The organism is Streptomyces sp. NBC_01235, assembly GCF_035989285.1.
Taxonomy (GTDB): Bacteria; Actinomycetota; Actinomycetes; order Streptomycetales; family Streptomycetaceae; genus Streptomyces.
Window position 1 is genome coordinate 8,411,022 of record NZ_CP108513.1, and the last position, 20,119, is coordinate 8,431,140.

Genomic DNA, 20,119 nt, shown 5'->3' on the forward strand with positions numbered 1-20,119 from the left:
CCGTACGGGCAGGATGCTGCCCGTGGTCACCATGCCGGTGTCACCACGTCCGTCACACGTCAGTCGCCACTTCTTTCTGGGAGGCCCGGATGACCGGCACCGCACCCGCGCCCTTCACCTGCGACGACTACCGGGCCCGCATGGAGCGGGCGGCGCGCGAGGCCGCCGACGCCGGACTCGCCGGACTGCTCGTGGCGCCCGGACCCGACCTCGTATGGCTCACCGGCTACGCACCCACCGCCGCCACCGAACGGCTCACCCTGCTCGTCCTCGTGGCCGGCCGGGCCCCCGTCCTCGTAGTGCCGACCCTGGAGGCCCCCGACGCCGCGAAGGCGTCCGGCGCCCCGGCGCTCACCCTGCGGGACTGGACCGACGGCAAGGATCCCTACGCCGCCACCGCGGCCCTCCTCGACCCGGGCGGCCGGTTCGGGATCAGCGACAATGCCTGGGCGATGCACCTGCTGGGCCTGCAGAAGGCCCTGCCTACCACCTCCTACGCCTCTCTCACCGAGGCCCTGCCCATGCTGCGCGCCGTCAAGGACACGGCGGAGCTGGAGCTGATGGCGGCGGCGGGAGCGGCCGCGGACCGGGCGTTCGAGGAGATCCGGAAGGTTCCCTTCGCCGGGCGCCGGGAGACGGAGGTCGGCGCCGACCTCGCCGACCTGCTGCGCCGCTTCGGGCACTCCCAGGTCGACTTCACCATCGTCGCCTCCGGGCCCAACGGCGCCAACCCGCACCACGAGGTCGGCGACCGTGTCATCGAGCACGGCGACATGGTCGTCCTCGACTTCGGCGGCCTCAAGGACGGCTACGGCTCCGACACCTCCCGCACCGTCCACGTCGGCGAACCCACCGACGAGGAGCGCCGGGTCCACGACCTCGTGCGCGAGGCCCAGGAGGCGGGCTTCAGGGCGGTTCGGCCCGGCGTCGCCTGCCAGGAGGTCGACCGGGCCGCCCGCGCGGTCATCGCCGACGCCGGCTACGGCGAGTACTTCATCCACCGCACCGGACACGGCATCGGTGTCACCACCCACGAGCCGCCCTACATGATCGAGGGCGAGGAGCGGCCCCTCGTGCCCGGCATGTGCTTCTCCGTGGAGCCCGGCGTGTACCTGCCGGGCCGGTTCGGGGTACGCATCGAGGACATCGTCACCGTCACGGAGGACGGCGGCCGTCGTCTCAACGACACCACTCGTGAGCTGGTCATAGTGGACTGATCCATCCTCCCCAGGAGTCCCGGCACCCACCCGAACGGCAGCGGCGCGACCATGACCCAGGCACCGACACCCACCGCGGACACCGTCCGCCGACTGGTCCGCGCCATCCTCGAGGAGGGCGGCCGCGGCTCCGGTCCGGAGGTACGGCCCGTCACCGAGGCAGGCGCGCACTCCACCTGGTGGGTCGGCTCCCGCCACGTGTTGCGCCTCGCCCCTGACCGCGAGGCGACCCTGCGCCGCCGCCGTGAACTGAGGCTGCGCGACCTCGTCCGCCCGCACGTCCCGGTCGCAGTGCCGACCAGCGTCGCGCACGGCGAGTGGTCCCCTGGGCTCGCCTACACCCTCGACACCAGGCTGCCCGGCGGCACGGCCGAGGAGCACGACGTGTCGGCCGTCGGCGAGGCCGACCTCGCCGGACTGCTCAGGGGACTGCGCGAGGTGCCGCCCCGGCAGGCCGAGGCGCTCGGCGTGCCGCGGACCGCCCCGCGCTCCCTGGAGGCGCTGCGCCGGATGGCCGTGGCCGCCGCCGAACGCCTCGCCCGCGCCGACGAGTTCGACCCCGCCCGTCTCCACCAGCTCACCCCGCCCGGCGCGGCCCAGCTCGCCGCCCAGCCCGCCACCGCCGTCCTCGTCCACCATGCCCTGCGGGGCGAGCACCTCGTGGTGAGCGTCGACGGCCGGGTGCGTGGCGTTCTGGACTGGACCGAGGCGGTCATCGGGGACCCTGCCGAGGACATCGCGGGTCTCGCCCTCGCCGTCGGCTCCGGCGCCGCCGTCCGCGCCGCGACCCTCGCGGGATACGGTGCCCGCCCCTGCCTGCGGGGCCTGTGGCTGGCCCGCTGCGACACCGTCGTCCGCCTCGCGGAACGCCTCGACGCCCGCGACACCGCCCCACGGGCAGCCGAGGCGCTCTCCCTCCCGCGGACACGGCTGCGGCGCGCCTGGGAGGCGATCCTGCTGGAACGGGTGACGGAGTTCCGCGAGGACGGGGAGGGCGGGGCGAGCGGGGCGGACGAGGAGCAGTGGGAGTAGGAGCAGCCGGCGCAGGCCGAGGGTAGGGCGGGAGGCGGGAGGCGGGGAGCGGGAAGAGGGAAGAGGGGAGCGGGAAGAGGGGAGCGGGAAGAGGGAAGAGGGAAGAGGGAAGAGGGAAGAGGAAGTGGGGAGCGGGAAGAGGGAGGCGGCTGAGCGGGGGCAGCCGGGCCGGAGGCGGCGCAGGGCCCGGCAGCGCGGCGGCCGCAGCCGTGGAAGCGGTTACGCGCACCTTTCCGCGCCGGAAGCGGTACGTGCACCTTTCCGAGGCCGGAAGCGGCTACCTGTGCTGTTTCTGGGCGCGCGCAAGCGGTTACGCGTACCTTTCCCCTTCCTCCTTCACCCTCCCTCGCGCGAGCTCACCACCGTGCCCTCCCTCACTCCTGCTCCAGGACCACGCACGCCTCCCCGGGCACATGCAGCAGCCCGTCCTGGCCCGGTGCGGCCACCGGCTCCCATGCGGCGAGTACGCGGGCCGGGCGGGGACCCAGGGGGATCGCGGCCGTTTCCTTGCCGAGGTTGACGGCCACCCGGACGTCGCCGCGCCGGAAGGCCAGCCAGCGGGCCTGCGCGTCGTGGGCGACCTTGATGTCGGCCAGGTCGGGATCGGTGAGGTCGGGAGTTGCGTGCCGCAGCGCGATCAGCTCGCGGTACCAGGCCAGCACGCGCGCGTGCGGCTCGCGCCGCGGCTCGGACCAGTCCAGGCAGGAGCGCTCGCGCGTCGCCGGGTCCTGCGGGTCGGGCACGTCCTCCTCGGCCCAGCCGTGTGCCGTGAACTCCCGCCGTCTGCCCCGCCGTACGGCCTCGGCGAGTTCGGGGTCGGTGTGGTCGGTGAAGTACTGCCAGGGTGTGCCCGCCGCCCACTCCTCGCCCATGAACAGCATCGGCGTAAAGGGGGCGGTCAGCGTCAGCGCGGCCGCGCACGCCAGCAGGCCGGGTGAGAGGGAGGCCGAGAGGCGGTCGCCCTGGGCGCGGTTGCCGACCTGGTCGTGGGTCTGGGCGTACCCGAGGAGCCGGTGCGCGGGCACGCGGGAGCGGTCCAGCGGACGGCCGTGTCGGCGGCCCCGGAAGCCGGAGTACGTGCCGTCGTGGAAGAAGCCGCCGGTGAGGGTCTTGGCGAGCGCGGCGAACGACTCGCGCGCGAAGTCGCTGTAGTAGCCCTGGGACTCGCCGGTGAGCGCGGTGTGCAGGGCATGGTGGAAGTCGTCGTTCCACTGGGCGTGCAGGCCCAGGCCGCCCTCCCGGCGGGGCGTGATCAGCCGCGGGTCGTTGAGGTCGGACTCGGCGATCAGGAACAGCGGCCGGCCCGTCTCCGCGGCGAGGGCGTCCACGGCCGCCGAGAGTTCCTCCAGGAACGGGTACGCGCGCGTGTCCGCCAGTGCGTGCACGGCGTCCAGGCGCAGTCCGTCGAGCCGGTAGTCGCGCAGCCAGGCCAGCGCGCTGCTCAGCAGGTAGGCCCGCACCTCGTCCGAGCCGGGCGCGTCCAGGTTGACGGCCGCGCCCCACGGCGTGTGGTGCGTGTCGGTGAAGTACGGGCCGAACTCGGGCAGGTGGTTGCCGGACGGGCCCAGGTGGTTGTGCACCACGTCCAGGACGACGCCCAGACCGAGCCCGTGGGCCCGGTCGGCGAACCGCTTCAGCGCCTCGGGACCGCCGTACGGCTCGTGCACCGCCCACGGCGACACCCCGTCGTACCCCCAGCCGTGCCGGCCGGGGAACGAGCACAGCGGCATCAACTCGACATGTGTGACACCGAGTTCGGCGAGGTGTCCCAGGCGCTCGGCGGCCGCGTCCAGCGTGCCCTCGGGGGTGTAGGTGCCCACGTGCAGCTCGTACAGGACCGCGCCCGGCAGCGGGCGCCCGGACCACTGCGTACGCCACTCGTAGCGGCCCTGGTCGACGACCGCGCTCAGCCCCTCGGGGCCGTCCGGCTGGCGGCGCGAGCGCGGGTCGGGGCGGACGGGGCCGTCGTCCACCGCGAAGCCGTACCGCGTGCCGTCCGCGGCCTCCGCCTCGCCGGTCCACCACCCCGCCCGTCCCGGATCGCGCTCCAACGCGCGCGTGACGCCTTCGCACTGGAGCGTCACACGTTCGGCCTGCGGTGCCCACACCTCGAACTGCACGGACGGTTCCCCTTCGTCTGCTCACCGTGATGTAGCACCTCCATCGTCCTCCAAAGGGGATCAATGCGCTCCGGGGACACCCTCTTTCCCGTTTTCTGGACACCCAGGGTTCACTGACCGACAATCACCACCGTGACGTCGTCCTTCGAGTTCAACACGTACCCCGCGCGGCTGTCCGACGTGGAGCGCGACCGGGCGTTGAAGGTGCTGCGTGACGGCGTCGCCATGGGGCGCCTGTCGCATGACACGTTCATCCGGCGCATGGAGCTTGCCCTCGCCGCCCGCCGCTCGGACGAGCTCGCCGTCCTCACCGCCGACCTGCCCGTGGAGAGCCGCTTCTCCCGCATGGTCTTCGGCACCGTCGAGGCGGTCTCCGGCTTCACCGTCCGGCTGCGCAGGGCCTGGCAGGCCGAGCGGCTGCCCAAGCTGCTGCTGCCGCACCCCGGCACCGCGCACGCGCTGCGCATCGGCCGCGACCCCGCGAGCGGCCTCAGGCTGACCCATGAGAGCGTCTCGCGGGTGCACGCCGAACTCAGCCGCCAGGGCGGGATGTGGGTGCTGCGCGACCTCGGCTCGACCAACGGCACGACCGTCAACGGACGCCGCGTCATCGGCGCGGCCGTGGTCCGCGAGGGCGACCAGGTCGCCTTCGGGCGGATGGGGTTCCGTCTCTCGGTGAACTGAACCCGGTCAAGTCCCGTCACACGTCGCGGTGTTGACGTACCCCCGGCCCATGACTCACTGTGCGTACACCAGACACGCCAGGTGAACCGACGGCGCCGCCTTGTGGAGGTGTGCCCTGCCGCCACTCCTCCGCTACCCGACCGTGGACGAACTCGCGGCCCGCGCGGCCGCGCTCGCCGTCCGCAGCTCCGGGGACGTCCGGCTGCGCCGCGTCGGGGTCTCCCGCGCGGGCGCGCCCCTGTGGCTGCTCTCCCTCGGCCGGGGCGCCCGCCAGGCCCTCGTCGTGGCCGGACCGCACGCCAACGAGCCCGTGGGCGGCGCCACCGTCCTGCGGCTGGCCGAACGCGTCCTCGCCGACCCGCGGCTCACCGTGGGCGCCGACGCCACCTGGAACCTGCTGCTCTGCCTCGACCCCGACGGCCTGCGCCGCAACGAGGGCTGGCTGGGCGGCCCCTACAGCCTCGGCCGCTACTTCCGGAACTTCTTTAGGCCCGGCTTCCTGGAACAGCCCGAGTGGCTGCCCGACGGCGCGGCCGCCGCCGCGCTGCGGGAGACCCGTACGCTGCTCCGCCTCCAGGACGAACTGAAACCTTTCTTCCAGTGCTCGCTGCACGGCGTCGACATCGGTGGCGCCTTCGTGGAACTCACCCGCGACCTGCCCGGACTCGCCCAGCGGGTCGCCCACGCCGCGGCCCGCCTCGGCATCCCCCGCGAACTCGGGCCCTACGACACCCTGTACTGGCCGCGCCTGGGTCCCGCCGTCTACCGGATCCCGCCGCCGTGCCCGCGCGATCTGGCCGCCGCCATCACCGAGGCCGCCGTCGAGTCGACCTGGTACCACCCGCACCGGCACGGCACGGTCACCGCCGTCGTCGAGGCGCCCATGTGGGGCGTCGCCGCCGTCGAGGACGGCTCGGCGCCCGCCGACCGGGACGCGGTGCTGCGTGCCGTGAGCGACGCCCTGCGCCACGACACCCAGGTGCTGGAACGTATCCTCGCGCGTGTGCGGCCCCACCTCGTCGGCGTCCCCGGCGCGGCGCGTCTGCTCGCCCCGGTCGACGACTACCTCCTGGTCTGCCCCGGCCTCGCGGACGCCTGGAACCCCGACACCGCCGACCCCGCCCGCCCGCTCCCGCCGCTCAGCACCGGCCATCTGACCGCGCTGCGCATCGCGGGCCGCCGGATCGCCGTCCGGACGGCGGGCCTGCTGCACCAGCTCGTCACCGGTGCCGGACGCGACCCCTCGGGCGTGCTGCCGGAACTGGACGGGCTGATCGACGCGTGGTGCGCGGGTTACCAGAAGGACTGCGGGGCGCGCTGGATTCCCGTCGCGCGCCAGGCGGAGTACCAGGCGCGGGTCGTGCTCGCCGCGTTCGAACTGGCCGGGCGGTACGCCGCCGAACCCGCCCGTGCCCGTTCGGGTGAGTCGGACTGGGGTACCCGGCCCGCCGTGCCGATGCACCGGGAATGACGCACTTCCTCAACGATCTCCGGCCGGCGGAAGCCGTACGGCGCGCCCTGCCGGCCGCGGCCGCCCTCCTCCTCGCCGTCGGCGCCGCCCCGGCCCTGGCGGCCTCCCACGAGGCCCTGCCCGGCAACTGGCTCGAGCTCACCGTCTCCCGTGGCGACTCCCGGTCCATCGACACCCACGGCACCCTGCTGCTGTGCGACCCGCCCGAGGGCCACTCCCGCGCCGCCGAGGCCTGCGACGTCCTGGCGAGAGCCGACGGGGACGTGAACGCCGTCGCCAAGGACGGCAGCCGCGTCTGCGCGCTCGTGTACGCCCCGGTGACCGTCCGCGCGCAGGGTCGGTGGAACGGACGCCCGGTCGACTACCGGCGCACCTTCGGCAACGACTGCGAGCGGGAGGCGCTGACGGGGGCGGTGTTCGCCCTGGACGACCAGCAGGTGCCCGAGGTCTGAGACGGCCGGGGTCCAAGCGACCGGGGCGGCTGCGGGCACACGCGCGTGCCCGCAGCCGCTCCTCTCCGGCCTTCTCCGCCCCTTCTCCTCGCCCTCTCCGGCCCGTTGCGCCGCTCCGGCCTGCTCGGGCCGTGTCGGAGGCCCTAAGCCGCCCGTTCACGGGCGTGCAGGGCCGCCGCGACGACCGTGCGGGACTGGTGCTCGACCTGGTGCTCCAAGGGCACCCAGCGGGCCCGGAAGCGGTCGGCGAAGGCGTCGCTCCAGGTCTCCACGAGCTGCTCCAGGCGCGGGGCCGCGTGGTCGTCGCTCTCCTGCAGGACCCGCCACAGCATCGCGGCCGCCCGCAGGGGCAGCCGGCGGGCGAAGGCGTCCACGCTGCCGACGTACGCCATCGTCGTGGCGGCGGGCGGCGTGTCCGTCCAGTCCGCGGCCAGCCCCGGCACCAGCTCCAGCGCCCATTTGGCCGCCCGCAGCAGGGGCCCGTCGACGCCCTCCAGGCGCGGCAGCGCCTCGACGAGGACGCGCTCGACCTCCGTCGTGTCCCGCAGCAGCCGCCGCGCCAGCCGCCGGATCGCCGCGGCCGGGGCGGGGTGCTGAGCGGGGTCGTCCACCATGTCGCTCGCCCACATCGGCACCTCCACCACCGCGGTCAGGCCGCCGTAGCGGTGGGCGTGGTACCAGGTGCTGTGCCGTGCGTCGTCCGGCATGCTCGGGTACGCCGCGTCCGCCCCCGCGGCCGGCATCACGTGCACCCCGGGCCCGGACGCCGGCCAGCCCGCCGCGTCGGAGGCGCCCGTCTCCACCGGGATGTGCAGCTGGGCCGCGGACTTGGCGAACGGCTCGGCGAGTCCCGGGATGTCCTTCGTCAACTGCACCCAGCTGCCGCCCAGATCGGTGCCGTGCAGGGTCACCTGGAGGTAGGGCCGCAGCTCGTCGATGACCCGGGTCAGCGCGCGCGTCTCGGGCGGCAGCCGGTCCGGCGGCAGCACGGCGGGGGACCACTCCGGCTGTTCCGGACCGGCGGGCCGGAAGAAGCCGAGGTGGTACTCCAGCAGGCTGCGCGGCGCCGGGGTCACGTGCAGACTCGCCCCGTCGGGGTCCGCGCAGAGCAGAAAGTGCCAGGACGTGCCGTCCCGCAACTCCCGCTCGTACAGGACCCGTTCGGCGAGGGCCAACAGCGTCGAACCCCCGGTCGGCTCGTTGGCGTGGGCGCCCGCGACGACGAGCACGGCCCGCCGCGCATGTCCCACGGACAGCAGGTGCAGGGGCCGGCCCGCCCGGGAGAGACCCACCTGCCGCAGCGCGCACACGCCGGGTTGGTGTGTGGCCAACGCCCGTGCAAAGGAGGTCATTTCGGTCACCGTGGGGTAGCGCAGCTCCGGCAGGAGACTCACCCCCGTATTCGTCCGCCCGGCCTTCGCCTCCGCAGTACCCCACGGCCGCTGTGAACTGTCAAGAACGCCTGGGGGGAGGCTCCGGGGGGCGCTCGGATGCGCGCGCCGGCGGCGGCCAGGGGACCTGGGCGAGGAGGGGGACGATCGTCTTCTCCTCGTGGTCGAGGTGGGCGTTCAACTCCCGTGACATGGCGTCCAGTTCCGTACGGAAGCGCTCGGGATCGGCGATGCCGATGCCGGCCAGCAGAGCCACGAGGTCGTCCTGGATGCGCGCGACCGTGCGGTGTTCCTCGGTGAGCCGGGCGAAGGTGTCCGCCAGGTGCGGGTGGTAGCGGGCCATCCCCGGGAACACGTGTGCGTCCTCGCTGGTGTGGTGGAAGCGCAGGGCCTGACAGAACGCCAGGCAGCGCTGCCGTATCTGCAGGCCGAGACCCGGAGCGGGCGGCTCACCGGGGCCCTGGTGGGCGGCGCGGGCGGCGAAGTGGGCCTCGGTCTCCGCCGTCACCTGACGCAGCTGGCCGCGCAGCCAGGTGTGGACCTCCATGATCTTGTCGGCAAGGGTGCGGACCTCGCGGGGCCCCTCCCAGCCGTCGGGCTCGGCACGCTCCAGCACGACGACCGGCAGTGAACGGGCGGTGCGGGCCTGGTAGTCGGCGTATCCGGGGGCCGTCCGCACGGCGCGCTCGAAGAGTTCCTCGCGCCGGGCTCCCTCGGCGGGGACGGCGAGGGCCTGGAAGGTCTCGGTGCCGAGTTCCACCCGCACCACCGGGTGGGCGAGCAGGTTGCGGTACCAGTGGGGGTGGCTCGGCGCGCCGAGGTTGGACCCGATGACCAACAGCGTGTCGTCGTGGCGGACGTAGGCGAGGGGAGTGGTCCGCTCGGTCCCCGACTTCGCGCCGGTGGTCGTCAGCAGGAGCAGGTTCCCGCCTTCGAAGGGGCCGCCGACCTTGCCGCCGTTGGCGCGGAACTCCTCGATGACGGATTCATTGAAAGACGTGGGCATACAGGTGTGTCTCCGCAGAGAGAAAGGGTGGAGAGAAAAAGGTGGAAAGAAGGGGGAAACGGCTGAAAGGCGACGTGCGTCAGCGCTACGTCGGATCAGCTGCGAGGCGCGGAGTGTGAACTCATGGCGTGTCCCTCGAGGAAGGGTGTTCGCCCGATCACCGGCCGGCCCACTGCTCTTTGGCCGGCGTCACGCGACACCGCCCCCCATTAGATGCACCCGACCGTCACCTGTCAACGCCGAAGATCACCTTCGCGCCCTCGCTCCACCCGCTCCAGCAGCGCCACCGGCAGCCGCTCGAAGAGCTCCTCCACGCGCGCGTGCCCCGTGAACTCCCGGGTGGACTCCCGCTCCGCGGCCAGGACGTCGACCCACGTCCCCGGCGGCAGCGCCAGCCGGGTCCCGCGCCAGCCGCCCGCCTCCGCCAGCCGCAGCGACAGCCGCGTCACGGCCGTGACGACCCGGCCGGAGCGCGCGAACGCCAGGCAGTGGTCCGCGGCCGCCCCCTCGGCCGGCAGCGGCTCGTACGTCGCCGCGTCCCCGAAGACCTCCGGCCGCCGTCGGCGCAGCCGCAGCGCGGCCGCCGTCACCGCACCCTTGACGCCCGGATCCTGCGGCGGGAACGGCACCGGACGCCGGTTGTCCGGGTCCACCAGCGCCCGGTACTCGCACTCCGTGCCCTGGTAGAGGTCCGGCACCCCCGGCATCGTCAGATGCACCAGCGCCGTGCCGAGCACGTTCGCCCGGACGTACGGCTCCAGGGCTTGGCGCAGCGCGGCCACCCGCTCGCCCGGCACCCCGCACGGCCCCGCCGCCACGAACGCGGCCACCGCCTCCTCGTACGGCGGCTCCTGCTCCGTCCAGCTCGTGTACAGCCCCGCCTCGCGCACGTGCTTCAGCAGCGCTTCCTGGACGCGCTCCGGGGCCGCCGGGCCCAGCCCGAACACCGTCTGCCAGGCCGCCCACGCCAGCTGCCCGTCCGCGACGCCGTCCGCATCGCGGTCCGCCGTGTCGTCCCCCGCGCGCGTGACCTGCTCCAGGACGTCCGCCCAGCGCTGCGGGCACTCGGTGAGCACGGCGAGCGCGGCACGCACGTCCGCGCTGCGCTTGGTGTCGTGCGTCGACACGACCGTCCCGGTGGCCGGCCACTCGCGCTGCACGTGCGCGCAGTACGCGTGGAAGTCGTCGGGGGACACCCCCGGGCGGCCGGGGTCGCCGCCCACCTCGTTCGCGGACAGCAGCGGCACGTACCGGTAGAACGCCGTGTCCTCCACCGACTTGGCCCGCAGCGCGGACGACGTCTGCGCGAACCGTGCCCGGAACTCCGCCCCCGACGGACCCTCCCCGCCCAGCACCAGGCCCCGCACCACGTCGACCGCGCCCGCCTCCTCCGGCACGACGAACGCCTGCCGCGCCTGTTCGGCGGCCTCCTCGGTGACGACGGCCGCCGGGTCGCCCGAGGCGTACGGCCGGTAGACCTCCAGGCGGACGAGCAGCTCCTCCAGGGCCGTGCGCAGCGCCCAGGGGGCCCGGTCCCGCAGCGCCGGGTCGTCCGACGTGGCGCACACCCGGGACGCCACCCGGGTCAGCCGGTCCGTCTCGGCCGCCAGTTCGTGGCCGAGCACCCCGTACGCCGCCCGCCGCACCGTCGCCGCCCAGTCGCCGCCCCGGTCCGTCTGCGGAGCCGCGAAGTGCCGGTAGCGGGCCAGGAGCTCCCCGGCCCCCGCGGGGTCGGTGAAGAGGCCGTCGACGCGGCGCAGGGCGTCGTAGCCGGTGGTGCCGGCGACCGGCCAGGAGTGCGGCAGCCGCTCCCCGTCGGCCAGGATCTTCTCGACGACCGTCCAGCGGCCGCCGCTGGCCTCGTGCAGCCGCTCCAGGTAGCCGTCAGGGTCGGCGAGGCCGTCGGGGTGGTCGACGCGCAGCCCGTCGACCACGCCCTCGTGCAGCAGCCGCAGGATCGTGCCGTGGGTGGCCTCGAACACCTCCGGGTCCTCCACCCGCACCCCGATGAGCTCCGAGATGCTGAAGAAGCGCCGGTAGTTCAGCTCGGTGCGGGCCAGCCGCCACCACACCGGCCGGTACCACTGGGCGTCCAGCAGCCGCGGCAGCGGCAGTTCCCGGGTGCCCTCGCGCAGCGGGAAGACGTGGTCGTAGTAACGCAGGACGTCGCCGTCCACCCGCAGGTGAGCCAGCTCCGCCCCCACCGGATGGCCGAGCACCGGGAGCAGCACCTGGCCGCCCCGTGCCTCCCAGTCGATGTCGAACCAGTGTGCGTACGGCGACGTCGGGCCCTCGCGCAGCACCTCCCACAGGGCGCGGTTGTGGCGCGGGGCCATCGCCATGTGGTTCGGCACGATGTCCACGACGAGCCCGAGCCCGTGCTCCCGCGCGGTGCGCGCCAGCGCCCGCAGCCCCTCCTCGCCGCCCAGCTCCGCACGCACGCGTGTGGGGTCCACGACGTCGTAGCCGTGCGGGGAACCGGGCACGGCCTCCAGGACGGGGGACAGGTGCAGATGCGACACACCGAGCGAGGCCAGGTACGGCACGGCCGCCGCCGCGGCCCCGAACGGGAACTCGGGCTGCAGCTGCAGCCGGTAGGTCGCCGTGGGCGGCACGGGAACGCAGGCGTCACGTCGCTCAGGGGTCATGACCACCTACGTACCCGCCCCGCCGCGTTTCGTGTCACACCCCCTCCAGGCGGGTCGGGTCCGCGTCCCCCGAACAGCACACCTAGGTCGGCCGTTGCAGCACCGCCATACTGCGGTCCACCAGCGTCAGCCGGGCCCCGGCCTGCACCTTCGTGCCCGAGCCCTGCGCCACCGCCTCCGGGTTCGCCGTGTCCACGACCACCTGCCACTGTCGGCCGTGGTCGACCGGAACCACGAACTCCAGGGGCTTGGCGGAGGCATTGAACATCAGCAGGAAGGAGTCGTCGGTGATCCGTTGGCCGCGCGAGCCCGGCTCGGAGATCGCGTTGCCGTTGAGGAACACCGACAGCGCGGACGCCTGCGCCCGGTCCCAGTCCCGCTGCGTCATCTCCGCCCCCTCGGGGGTGAACCAGGCGATGTCCGACAGGTCGTCGTGGGTGCCCTCCACGGGCCGGCCGTGGAAGAAGCGGCGCCGCCGGAAGACGGGGTGCTCCTTGCGCAGCCACACCAGCGCGCGCGTGAAGTCCAGCAGCCCGGTGCCCGCTCCCTCGGCGTCGGGCCACTGGACCCAGGCCAGCTCGCTGTCCTGGCAGTAGGCGTTGTTGTTGCCCTTCTGGGTGCGCCCGAACTCATCCCCGTGGCTGATCATCGGCACGCCCTGGGACAGCATCAGCGTGGCGACGAAGTTGCGCATCTGCCGCTCCCGCAGCCGCAGCACCTCCGGGTCGTCGGTCTCGCCCTCCACCCCGCAGTTCCACGACCGGTTGTGGCTCTCGCCGTCCCGGTTGTCCTCCCCGTTGGCCTGGTTGTGCTTGTTTTCGTAGGAGACCAGGTCGTGCAGGGTGAACCCGTCGTGGCAGGTCACGAAGTTGATGGAGGCCAGCGGGCGGCGGCCGTCGTCCTGGTAGAGGTCCGAGGAGCCGGTCAGCCGGGAGGCGAACTCGCCGACCGCGCGCGGCTCGCCCCGCCACACGTCCCGCACGGTGTCGCGGTACTTGCCGTTCCACTCGGTCCACAGCGGAGGGAAGTTCCCCACCTGGTAGCCGCCCTCGCCCACGTCCCACGGTTCCGCGATCAGCTTCACCTGGGACACCACCGGGTCCTGCTGGACCAGGTCGAAGAACGACGACAGCCGGTCCACCTCGTGGAACTGGCGGGCCAGGGTCGCCGCGAGGTCGAAACGGAACCCGTCGACGTGCATCTCCAGGACCCAGTACCGCAACGAGTCCATGATCATCTGTAGGACGTGCGGGGACCGCATGAGCAGCGAGTTCCCGGTCCCCGTGGTGTCCATGTAGTAGCGCGGGTCGTCCGCCAGCCGGTAGTACGACTGGTTGTCGATGCCCCGGAAGGACAGCGTCGGGCCCAGGTGGTTGCCCTCGGCGGTGTGGTTGTAGACCACGTCGAGGATGACCTCGATACCCGCCTCGTGCAGCGCCCGCACCGCCGACTTGAACTCCAGCACCTGCTGACCGCGGTCGCCCCAGGAGGCGTAGGTGTTGTGCGGGGCGAAGAAACCGATCGTGTTGTAGCCCCAGTAGTTGTTCAGGCCCATGTCGACCAGCCGGTGGTCGTTGATGAACTGGTGTACCGGCATCAGCTCCAGGGCCGTCACCCCGAGCTCCGTCAGATGCTCGATGACCGCCGGGTGCGCCAGGGCCGCGTAGGTGCCGCGCAGTTCCTCCGGCAGCCCCGGATGGCGCATCGTCAGGCCCTTCACATGGGCCTCGTAGATCACCGTGTGGTGGTACTCGGTACGCGGCCTGCGGTCGTCGCCCCAGTCGAAGTAGGGGTTGACCACGACCGACGTCATCGTGTGCGGCGCCGAGTCGAGGTCGTTGCGCCGTTCGGGGGCGTCGAAGTGGTAGCCGTACACCTCCTCACCCCACCGGACCGAACCGGCGATCGCCTTCGCGTACGGGTCGAGCAGCAGCTTCGCCGAGTTGCAGCGCAGCCCGCGACCGGGTTCGTAGGGGCCGTGCATCCTGAAGCCGTAGCGCTGCCCCGGCATGATGCCCGGCACGTACGCGTGCCGCACGAACGCGTCGCTCTCCCGCAGTTCCACCGCCGTCTCCGAGCCGTCGTCGTGCAGCAGACACAGCTCTACTCGGTTCGCGGCCTCCGTGAAGACCGCGAAGTTCGTGCCGGCGCCGTCGTACGTGGCACCGAGGGGATACGCCTCTCCAGGCCAGACCTGCATGCATACGACTCTTTCAGGTGAGCCGCCCCGCCGGGGGCGCCTTGGCGTCGAGTCTCCCGGAAAGTGATGGAACCACCAGTGACTTACGTCCCTCTTACCGATCGACCAGCGCATACGACGACAGCTGTAGTGGTACGTCGTATGCCGAACCAGTGGGGCAGAAGCGTACTCCCGGGCAACAGGGGGAGTAGGGGGAGATTGTGCGCACGACAGTGCGCCGCCACCTGGGCAAGGTGGTGGCGGGTACGGCCATTGCGGTGGCCGCGACGGCCGTGATGGTCGGGATCACCCTGCCGGGCACGGCGGGGGCGGACGACACGGGAGGCGGCGAGGGCGGGCAGAGCACCCGGCAGGCGGCCGGACAGCAACAGGGCGACACGGCGGCTGCCGCAGCGCCCGGCGTCGTCGAGGAGGCGCCCGCCGAGGGCGAGAAGGGTCAGGGCCGCGACCCCTTGACCGACGACGAGATCGCACGCGTCGAGAAGATCGCGCTCAACCGGCAACTGCTCAACGCCGGTAAGAACGTGGACGGCGGGCGCGGTCCCCAGCGCCTCGGCGTGGACCTCGCCGAGCCCGAGGCCGACGAGGTGGACGATCCCGACGCGCCCCGCCGCGCGGAGGTGTCGTTCTACGACTACCGGGACGACTCGCTCGTCACCCGGACGGTCAACCTCGACACCGGCAAGGTCGAGGCCACCGGCACCCAGCACGGCGTCCAGCCGCCGCTCGGCGCCGCCGAGCAGACCGAGGCGGCCCGGCTGCTGATCGCCGACCCGCTGGGCGCGGGCCTGAAGGCCGACTTCAAGGACGCCACCGGCAAGGACCTCACCTCCCCGGGCCAGTTGCAGCTCGCCGGCATGGTGTACCGGGCGGTGCCGGGCGCCGAGCCCGCCGTCCTCGACAAGTGCGGCGAACACCGCTGCGTACGGCTGCTGACGAAGGTCAAGAACGGCCCCTGGATCGACACCCGATCCCTGGTGATCGACCTCAGCACCCGCAAGGTCGCCCGGCTCGCCGGCTGAACCGCCCGCAGGCCCAGCCCTCAGTCCGTTTTTCCAACTTGCGTCTCCCGTAGAGGGACGCAAAGGGAGTCATGTCGTCATGCGCGTTCCGTATCCGATCAGCGGCCTCCGGCCGCGGGGCATCAGCCGTGCCCGCAAAGGGGCGGTCGTCGGTCTCTCCGTGGCCGCGCTGGCCGCCGGGGTGACCGCCGGAGCCGGTCCGGCCGCCGCCCGCCCGAAGGCGGCCCCCGCCGCGGTCGCCGACTGCAGCGCCGCCTACCGCATCGAACAGAAGCTCTCCACCGGTACGACCTGGCGCATGTGCTGGCGCTTCGAGGCCAAGTCCGGTCTGGTCCTGGAGAAGATCTCCTACCAGCCGCCCGGCGAGGCCGAGCCGATCAGAGTCCTCAACAGCGCCAAGATCGCCCAGATCCATGTGCCGTACGACGACGGCAAGAACGAGTACAACGACATCACCGACTACAACTTCGGCTCGGGCCTGGTCAACATGACGCCCGCCGAGTGCCCCGGCGGCACCATCCGGACGGTGAAGGTCCCCGACCCGTTCAGCTCCGAGAGCCCGAACGTCAAGGGCCTGTGCACCACGACCCGCGCGCGTGGCCACGCCTACCGCATGCAGGCCGACAACAACAAGGTCTTCCAGGCCCAGGGCAAGGACCTGCTGATCTACACCGTCAACAAGGTCGGCTGGTACGAGTACATCACCGAGTGGCGCTTCTCCGACGACGGCGCGATCAACATGAACATCGGCGCCACCGGCAGCCTCTCGCCGTTCGACTACGACGCCGGCGACGGCCGCGGCTGGCCCCTGGGCAAGGGTGCCAAGTCCTACGCCACCAGCCACAGCCACAACGTCTTCTGGCGGCTCGACTTCGGCCTCGACGGCTCCTCGAACTCCAAGGTGGAGCAGTACGACTCGGTGGTCAGCCCGCCCGCCGGCGGACAGCAGGGCCCGACCAACAAGACCACCCGCACCGCCGTCACCAAGGAACTCGCGGGCGACGCCAAGAACATGCGCTGGTGGCGGGTGGTCAGCGCCACCGGCAAGAACAAGGACGGCCACGCACGCTCCTACGAGTTCGTCCCCGGCGCCACCACCAAGTACTCGGGGCGCCCCTTCACCCAGCACGACCTCTACTTCACGCAGTACAACAAGTGCGAGCAGTACGCCAGCAACAACGTGCGCAGCTGCGGCAGCCCGCTGCACGGCGTCTCCGTCGACAAGTGGGTGAACGGACAGACCCTCACCCATCCCGTGGCCTGGGTGAACGTGGGCTTCCATCACATCGCGCGGGACGAGGACCAGCAGCCCATGCCGGTCCACTGGCAGGGCTTCTCCCTCGTCCCCAGGGACGTCACCGCTATGAATCCGCTCACTCCGCCCGCACTCGCGGGAGAGAACGGACAGACGAACAGCGGTAGTTGAGAAACGACCTGTCCATCCGGCTGCACCGCCCGCCGCTCCCGGAGTACCCTTCCTTGATCGTTGGGACGGGGAGTGCTCGGGGGAGCGGAAGGCGGTGCGTGGGTGGGCTCGGGAGGGCTGGAGCTGCCCCCTGGTGACGAGGGTCACGAGGGGGGCTCCACAGACGTCCCGCCCGGCACGGTGTCCCTGGCCCGGCCGATGGAGACGAACGCCATCGGACCGGAGCTGGACTGGGACGCCGACGCCTGGCGGGAGGTGCGCACCCGCGCCCAGCGGGCCGGCCGGGCCTACATCTGGCTGAACCTCGTCGAACAGCGGCTGCGCGCCGTGGTGGCCGCCGTGCTGCGGCCCATCTACGAGCCCGTCCACGGCGACGAGTGGGTGGTCGCCGCGGCCGGCCCCGCCGGACAGGAGTGGGTGCAGCGCGCGGTCGCCGTACGCGAGGTCAGCCGCCGCAAGGGCTACCTGCTCGACCCGGCCGACGACAACGTGATCTCCTTCCTCACGCTGCCGCAGCTGCGCGAGCTGATGGTGCAGCACTGGCCGTGCTTCGAGCCGTACTTCGACGACCGCCGCGACGTCGAACTCGCCCTGGACGAGCTGGAGGTGACCCGCAACGTCGTCTCCCGCAACCGGGCCCTGTCCGAGGCCGTCCTGAACCAGGCCGAACGGGCCTCCGCGCGCCTGCTGGAGATGCTCGGCACCAGCGGCGACGTGCCCTCCGCGCGCCGGCTGCCCGTCGACGCCGTCGAGGACCTCGTCGGCGACCGGTACGCGGACGTGGTCGCCGTCCACACCGACCGGGTGCGGCTGCTGCGCCAGTTCCCCGCCGAGGACATCTTCGACGGCGCCCGCCGCCTCGACGCCATCGGCATCGGCCTCAACCTGCTGGTGCAGAACTTCTCCGGCCGCCGACTGGTCCGCCTCGCCGAGGCCGGCGCCCGCGTCCGGCTGCTGTTCCTCAACCCGGCCTCCAGCGCGGTCAAGCGCCGTGAGCGCGAACTCGGCATGAAGCGGGGCGAGTTGAGCAGGGCGGTGGAGATGAACATCCTGCACATGCGCCGGGTCCGCGCCCGGCTGCGCGACCCCGGCGCCTTCCAGATCCAGGTGTACGACGAGACGCCCCGCTTCACCGCCTACCTCGTCGACGGCGACGGCACCGACGGCATCGCGGTCATCCAGTCCTACCTGCGGCGCATGCGCGGCATGGAGGCGCCGGTGCTGGTGCTGCGCAACGGCAACCGGGTGGTCAAGTCGGGTGAGGCGGACGAAGGCGGACTTTTCTCGGCATACCGCGAGGAGTTCGAGCTGGCCTGGGTGGATTCGCGGCCGGTGTCCTGAGGTATCCGGTTCTTCCCCGGGGTCGGTCGCGGTCGTTCCGGCGTAAGCGGAACGCGATCCTCTGATTGTCAGTGGCGCATGCGAGGGTGGAGGTCACTGGGGGAAGCACCACCAAGAAGGGGGGCCATGATGGCCTGGTACCGGGAGCTGCTGATCGGCTTCGACCTGGAGACGACCGGGACGGACCCGCGCGAGGCGCGCATCGTCACGGGAGCCGTGATCGAGGTCAGGGACGGGCAGGTCCTGGGCCACCGCGAGTGGCTGGCGGACCCGGGCGTGGAGATCCCGGCGGACGCGGTGGCGGTGCACGGGATCAGCAATGAGCGGGCCGCCGGCGAGGGCGCCCCCGCCGACCAGGTCGCGGACGCGATCGCCGAGGTCCTCGTGGGGTACTGGCGCACCGGCGTTCCGGTCGTCGCCTACAACGCCGCCTTCGACCTCACCCTCCTCTCCGCCGAGCTGCGACGCCACGGCCTGCCCTCCCTGCGCGAGCGCCTGGGCGGCCCGGACCCGGCGCCGGTCGTCGACCCGTACGCCATCGACCGCTCGGTCGACCGCTACCGGCGTGGCAAGCGCAACCTCGAAGCGGTCTGCGCCGAGTACGGCGTTCCGCTCGACTCCGCCCATGACGCCTCCGCCGACGCCCTGGCCGCGGCCCGACTGGCCTGCGCGATAGCCGCCCGCCACCCCAAGGTCGCGGCCCTCGGCCCGGCGGAGCTGCACCGCCGTCAGATCGAGTGGTACGCCGAGTGGGCGGCGGACTTCCAGAGCTTCCTGCGCCGCAAGGGGGACGCGGACGCGGTGGTGGACGGGGCCTGGCCGATGCGACAGGTGGCGGGGGAGACCGTCTGAGGAGGGCGGTTCGCGATGCCGTCCGTCCACTTGCGGGTAGGACGACAGGCGGCCGGCTCCCCACCGTGACAGAGCTGGACGTCCGTGCCGGCCGCGTCGTCGGCCTGGCTGAGCCCAACGGCGCCGGCAAGTCCGCCCTTTACCGCCTTCACCGCCTGGTGGATGCGCCGGCGTCCCTCCTGAGCCGGGCCTCGGCCCGCCACGCCCGCAGCACCCGGATCAGAACGGATACCACCGCACCCCCTCGTCCCCGTCCCGCAGCGACGCCACCCGGCGCCGGAACTCCGCCAGCGCCTGGGGGCCGGCGGGCGCGTGCTGGGCGACCCAGGCGCAGCTCGCGGTCTCCCGGGCGCCCCGCAGGACCGCGCAGCCCGCCCACTCCCGCACGTCCCAGCCGTACGTCTCGGTGAAGGAGCCGTACGCCTCGGCCGACAGGCCGTACCGGTCGCGGGAGAGCGCCATGACCACCAGGTCGTGCTCGCGCAGATCGGCGGAGACGGTCTCCAGGTCGACCAGGACCGGACCGTCGGGGCCTATGTGCACATTGCGCGGCAGCGCGTCGCCGTGGATCGGGCCGGGCGGCAGATGCGGGGTGAGCGCCGCGGCGGCGGTGGCGAAGCCGTCGCGGCGCTCGCGCAGATACGCCGCGTCGGCCGGGTCGATCGCGTCGCCCGCCAGCCGCAGCCAGCGTTCGACCCCCGACAGCAGGTCGCGCGGGGGCAGACCGAAGGAGGGGGTGGGCAAGGCGTGCACGAGGCGCAGCAGTTCGGCCAGATCCCGCGGTTCGGCAGGCCGTACCGGGTCGGGCAGCCGGTGCCACACGGTCACCGGGTGTCCCTCGACCAGCAGCGGCTTCGGCTCGGCCGCCCGCACCGCCGGGACGCCCGCCTCGGCCAGCCAGGCCGCGATGTCCAGCTCGCGCCCGGCCCGGTCGAGGAGCTCGGCGTCCCGACCCACCTTCACCACCAGGTCACCTGCGGCGAACACCGCGTTCTCGCCCAGGGCGAGCAGCCGCGCGTCCGTCGCCGGCCCCGGCAGCGCCCCCGCCGCGGCCAGTACGTCCCGCGCCCGTGCTTCGTCCATCGCCCGCCTCCGTGTCGTTCTCCGCGTTCCGCGCGTGGCCCCACCGGATGGCATCGGGATCCGGCCATCCGACGGCCAGTGTCGCATTCGCACAGTTCGGAGGGTGCGCGTGCTGTCTTGACGGCGTACAGCACCTTCACGACCATGGCGGGGCCCGTCACAGCCGCGGGAAGG

The 20,119-nt window shown here is 72.9% G+C and carries 15 protein-coding genes; 9 read left to right on the forward strand and 6 right to left on the reverse strand.

Features of this window, described 5'->3' with window-relative positions:
* Positions 1–89 precede the first annotated feature (89 nt).
* Together OG289_RS37880 and OG289_RS37885 are read left to right on the forward strand one after the other, a co-directional pair.
* Positions 90–1,217: an aminopeptidase P family protein gene (locus tag OG289_RS37880; protein ID WP_327318524.1), complete on the forward strand. Its 1,128-nt coding sequence runs from the start codon at positions 90–92 to the stop codon at positions 1,215–1,217.
* Positions 1,218–1,268: 51 nt separating this feature from the next.
* The gene (locus OG289_RS37885; protein WP_327318525.1) at positions 1,269–2,249 is read left to right on the forward strand and encodes a phosphotransferase family protein; all 981 of its coding nucleotides are present in this window, start codon (positions 1,269–1,271) and stop codon (positions 2,247–2,249) included.
* Between the two features lie 374 nt (positions 2,250–2,623).
* On the opposite strand, the gene treZ is transcribed toward OG289_RS37885, so the two are convergent.
* Positions 2,624–4,369 carry a malto-oligosyltrehalose trehalohydrolase gene (gene treZ / locus OG289_RS37890; RefSeq protein WP_327318526.1) on the reverse strand — a complete coding sequence of 582 codons (1,746 nt, stop codon included), beginning with the start codon at positions 4,367–4,369 and terminating at the stop codon, positions 2,624–2,626.
* A 132-nt stretch (positions 4,370–4,501) separates the two neighbouring features.
* On the opposite strand from treZ, the gene OG289_RS37895 reads away from it, so the two are divergent.
* The 3 genes from OG289_RS37895 to OG289_RS37905 all read left to right on the forward strand — a co-directional run bounded on the left by OG289_RS37895 (position 4,502) and on the right by OG289_RS37905 (position 6,976).
* On the forward strand, positions 4,502–5,053 hold the full coding sequence (locus tag OG289_RS37895; protein ID WP_327318527.1) for a DUF1707 and FHA domain-containing protein: 552 nt from the start codon (positions 4,502–4,504) through the stop codon (positions 5,051–5,053).
* 142 nt (positions 5,054–5,195) lie between these two features.
* On the forward strand, positions 5,196–6,524 hold the full coding sequence (locus OG289_RS37900; protein WP_442819018.1) for a M14 family zinc carboxypeptidase: 1,329 nt from the start codon (positions 5,196–5,198) through the stop codon (positions 6,522–6,524).
* A complete protein-coding gene (locus OG289_RS37905) occupies positions 6,521–6,976 on the forward strand; it encodes an SSI family serine proteinase inhibitor (RefSeq protein WP_327318529.1) in 456 nt (151 codons plus the stop codon). Before OG289_RS37900 ends, OG289_RS37905 begins: the two co-directional genes overlap by 4 nt.
* 143 nt (positions 6,977–7,119) lie before the next feature.
* Here the strand turns inward: OG289_RS37905 and OG289_RS37910 are convergent, their stop codons facing one another.
* From OG289_RS37910 to glgX, 4 genes are all read right to left on the reverse strand, one after another.
* Positions 7,120–8,370: a M14 family zinc carboxypeptidase gene (locus tag OG289_RS37910; protein ID WP_327318530.1), complete on the reverse strand. Its 1,251-nt coding sequence runs from the start codon at positions 8,368–8,370 to the stop codon at positions 7,120–7,122.
* 58 nt (positions 8,371–8,428) lie between these two features.
* Positions 8,429–9,373 carry a nitroreductase/quinone reductase family protein gene (locus OG289_RS37915; RefSeq protein ID WP_327318531.1) on the reverse strand — a complete coding sequence of 315 codons (945 nt, stop codon included), beginning with the start codon at positions 9,371–9,373 and terminating at the stop codon, positions 8,429–8,431.
* A gap of 233 nt (positions 9,374–9,606) precedes the next feature.
* Complete coding sequence (gene treY / locus OG289_RS37920; RefSeq protein WP_327318532.1) at positions 9,607–12,021, reverse strand: malto-oligosyltrehalose synthase; 2,415 nt, start codon at positions 12,019–12,021, stop codon at positions 9,607–9,609.
* 82 nt (positions 12,022–12,103) lie between these two features.
* Positions 12,104–14,221 carry a glycogen debranching protein GlgX gene (gene glgX / locus OG289_RS37925; RefSeq protein ID WP_327318533.1) on the reverse strand — a complete coding sequence of 706 codons (2,118 nt, stop codon included), beginning with the start codon at positions 14,219–14,221 and terminating at the stop codon, positions 12,104–12,106.
* Positions 14,222–14,421: 200 nt separating this feature from the next.
* On the opposite strand from glgX, the gene OG289_RS37930 reads away from it, so the two are divergent.
* The 4 genes from OG289_RS37930 to OG289_RS37945 all read left to right on the forward strand — a co-directional run bounded on the left by OG289_RS37930 (position 14,422) and on the right by OG289_RS37945 (position 18,862).
* The gene (locus tag OG289_RS37930; RefSeq protein WP_327318534.1) at positions 14,422–15,243 is read left to right on the forward strand and encodes a Tat pathway signal sequence domain protein; all 822 of its coding nucleotides are present in this window, start codon (positions 14,422–14,424) and stop codon (positions 15,241–15,243) included.
* 79 nt (positions 15,244–15,322) lie between these two features.
* A complete protein-coding gene (locus OG289_RS37935) occupies positions 15,323–16,669 on the forward strand; it encodes a copper amine oxidase (protein WP_327318535.1) in 1,347 nt (448 codons plus the stop codon).
* A gap of 102 nt (positions 16,670–16,771) precedes the next feature.
* On the forward strand, positions 16,772–18,010 hold the full coding sequence (locus tag OG289_RS37940) for an SAV2148 family HEPN domain-containing protein (RefSeq protein ID WP_327318536.1): 1,239 nt from the start codon (positions 16,772–16,774) through the stop codon (positions 18,008–18,010).
* Positions 18,011–18,139: 129 nt separating this feature from the next.
* Positions 18,140–18,862, forward strand: a complete 723-nt coding sequence (locus OG289_RS37945) for a 3'-5' exonuclease (protein ID WP_327320932.1) — start codon at positions 18,140–18,142, stop codon at positions 18,860–18,862.
* 219 nt (positions 18,863–19,081) lie between these two features.
* Here the strand turns inward: OG289_RS37945 and OG289_RS37950 are convergent, their stop codons facing one another.
* A complete protein-coding gene (locus OG289_RS37950; protein ID WP_327318537.1) occupies positions 19,082–19,945 on the reverse strand; it encodes a phosphotransferase enzyme family protein in 864 nt (287 codons plus the stop codon).
* Positions 19,946–20,119: the final 174 nt, after the last annotated feature.

Bases quoted from the DNA above. Each gene is read 5' to 3' on its own strand.
- OG289_RS37880 (WP_327318524.1), top strand. From the start codon at position 90: ATGACCGGCACCGCACCCGCGCCCTTCACCTGCGACGACTACCGGGCC.
- OG289_RS37885 (WP_327318525.1), top strand. From the start codon at position 1,269: ATGACCCAGGCACCGACACCCACCGCGGACACCGTCCGCCGACTGGTC.
- OG289_RS37905 (WP_327318529.1), top strand. From the start codon at position 6,521: ATGACGCACTTCCTCAACGATCTCCGGCCGGCGGAAGCCGTACGGCGC.
- OG289_RS37915 (WP_327318531.1), bottom strand. From the start codon at position 9,373: ATGCCCACGTCTTTCAATGAATCCGTCATCGAGGAGTTCCGCGCCAAC.
- treY (WP_327318532.1), bottom strand. From the start codon at position 12,021: ATGACCCCTGAGCGACGTGACGCCTGCGTTCCCGTGCCGCCCACGGCG.
- glgX (WP_327318533.1), bottom strand. From the start codon at position 14,221: ATGCAGGTCTGGCCTGGAGAGGCGTATCCCCTCGGTGCCACGTACGAC.
- OG289_RS37935 (WP_327318535.1), top strand. From the start codon at position 15,323: ATGCGCGTTCCGTATCCGATCAGCGGCCTCCGGCCGCGGGGCATCAGC.
- OG289_RS37945 (WP_327320932.1), top strand. From the start codon at position 18,140: ATGGCCTGGTACCGGGAGCTGCTGATCGGCTTCGACCTGGAGACGACC.
- OG289_RS37950 (WP_327318537.1), bottom strand. From the start codon at position 19,945: ATGGACGAAGCACGGGCGCGGGACGTACTGGCCGCGGCGGGGGCGCTG.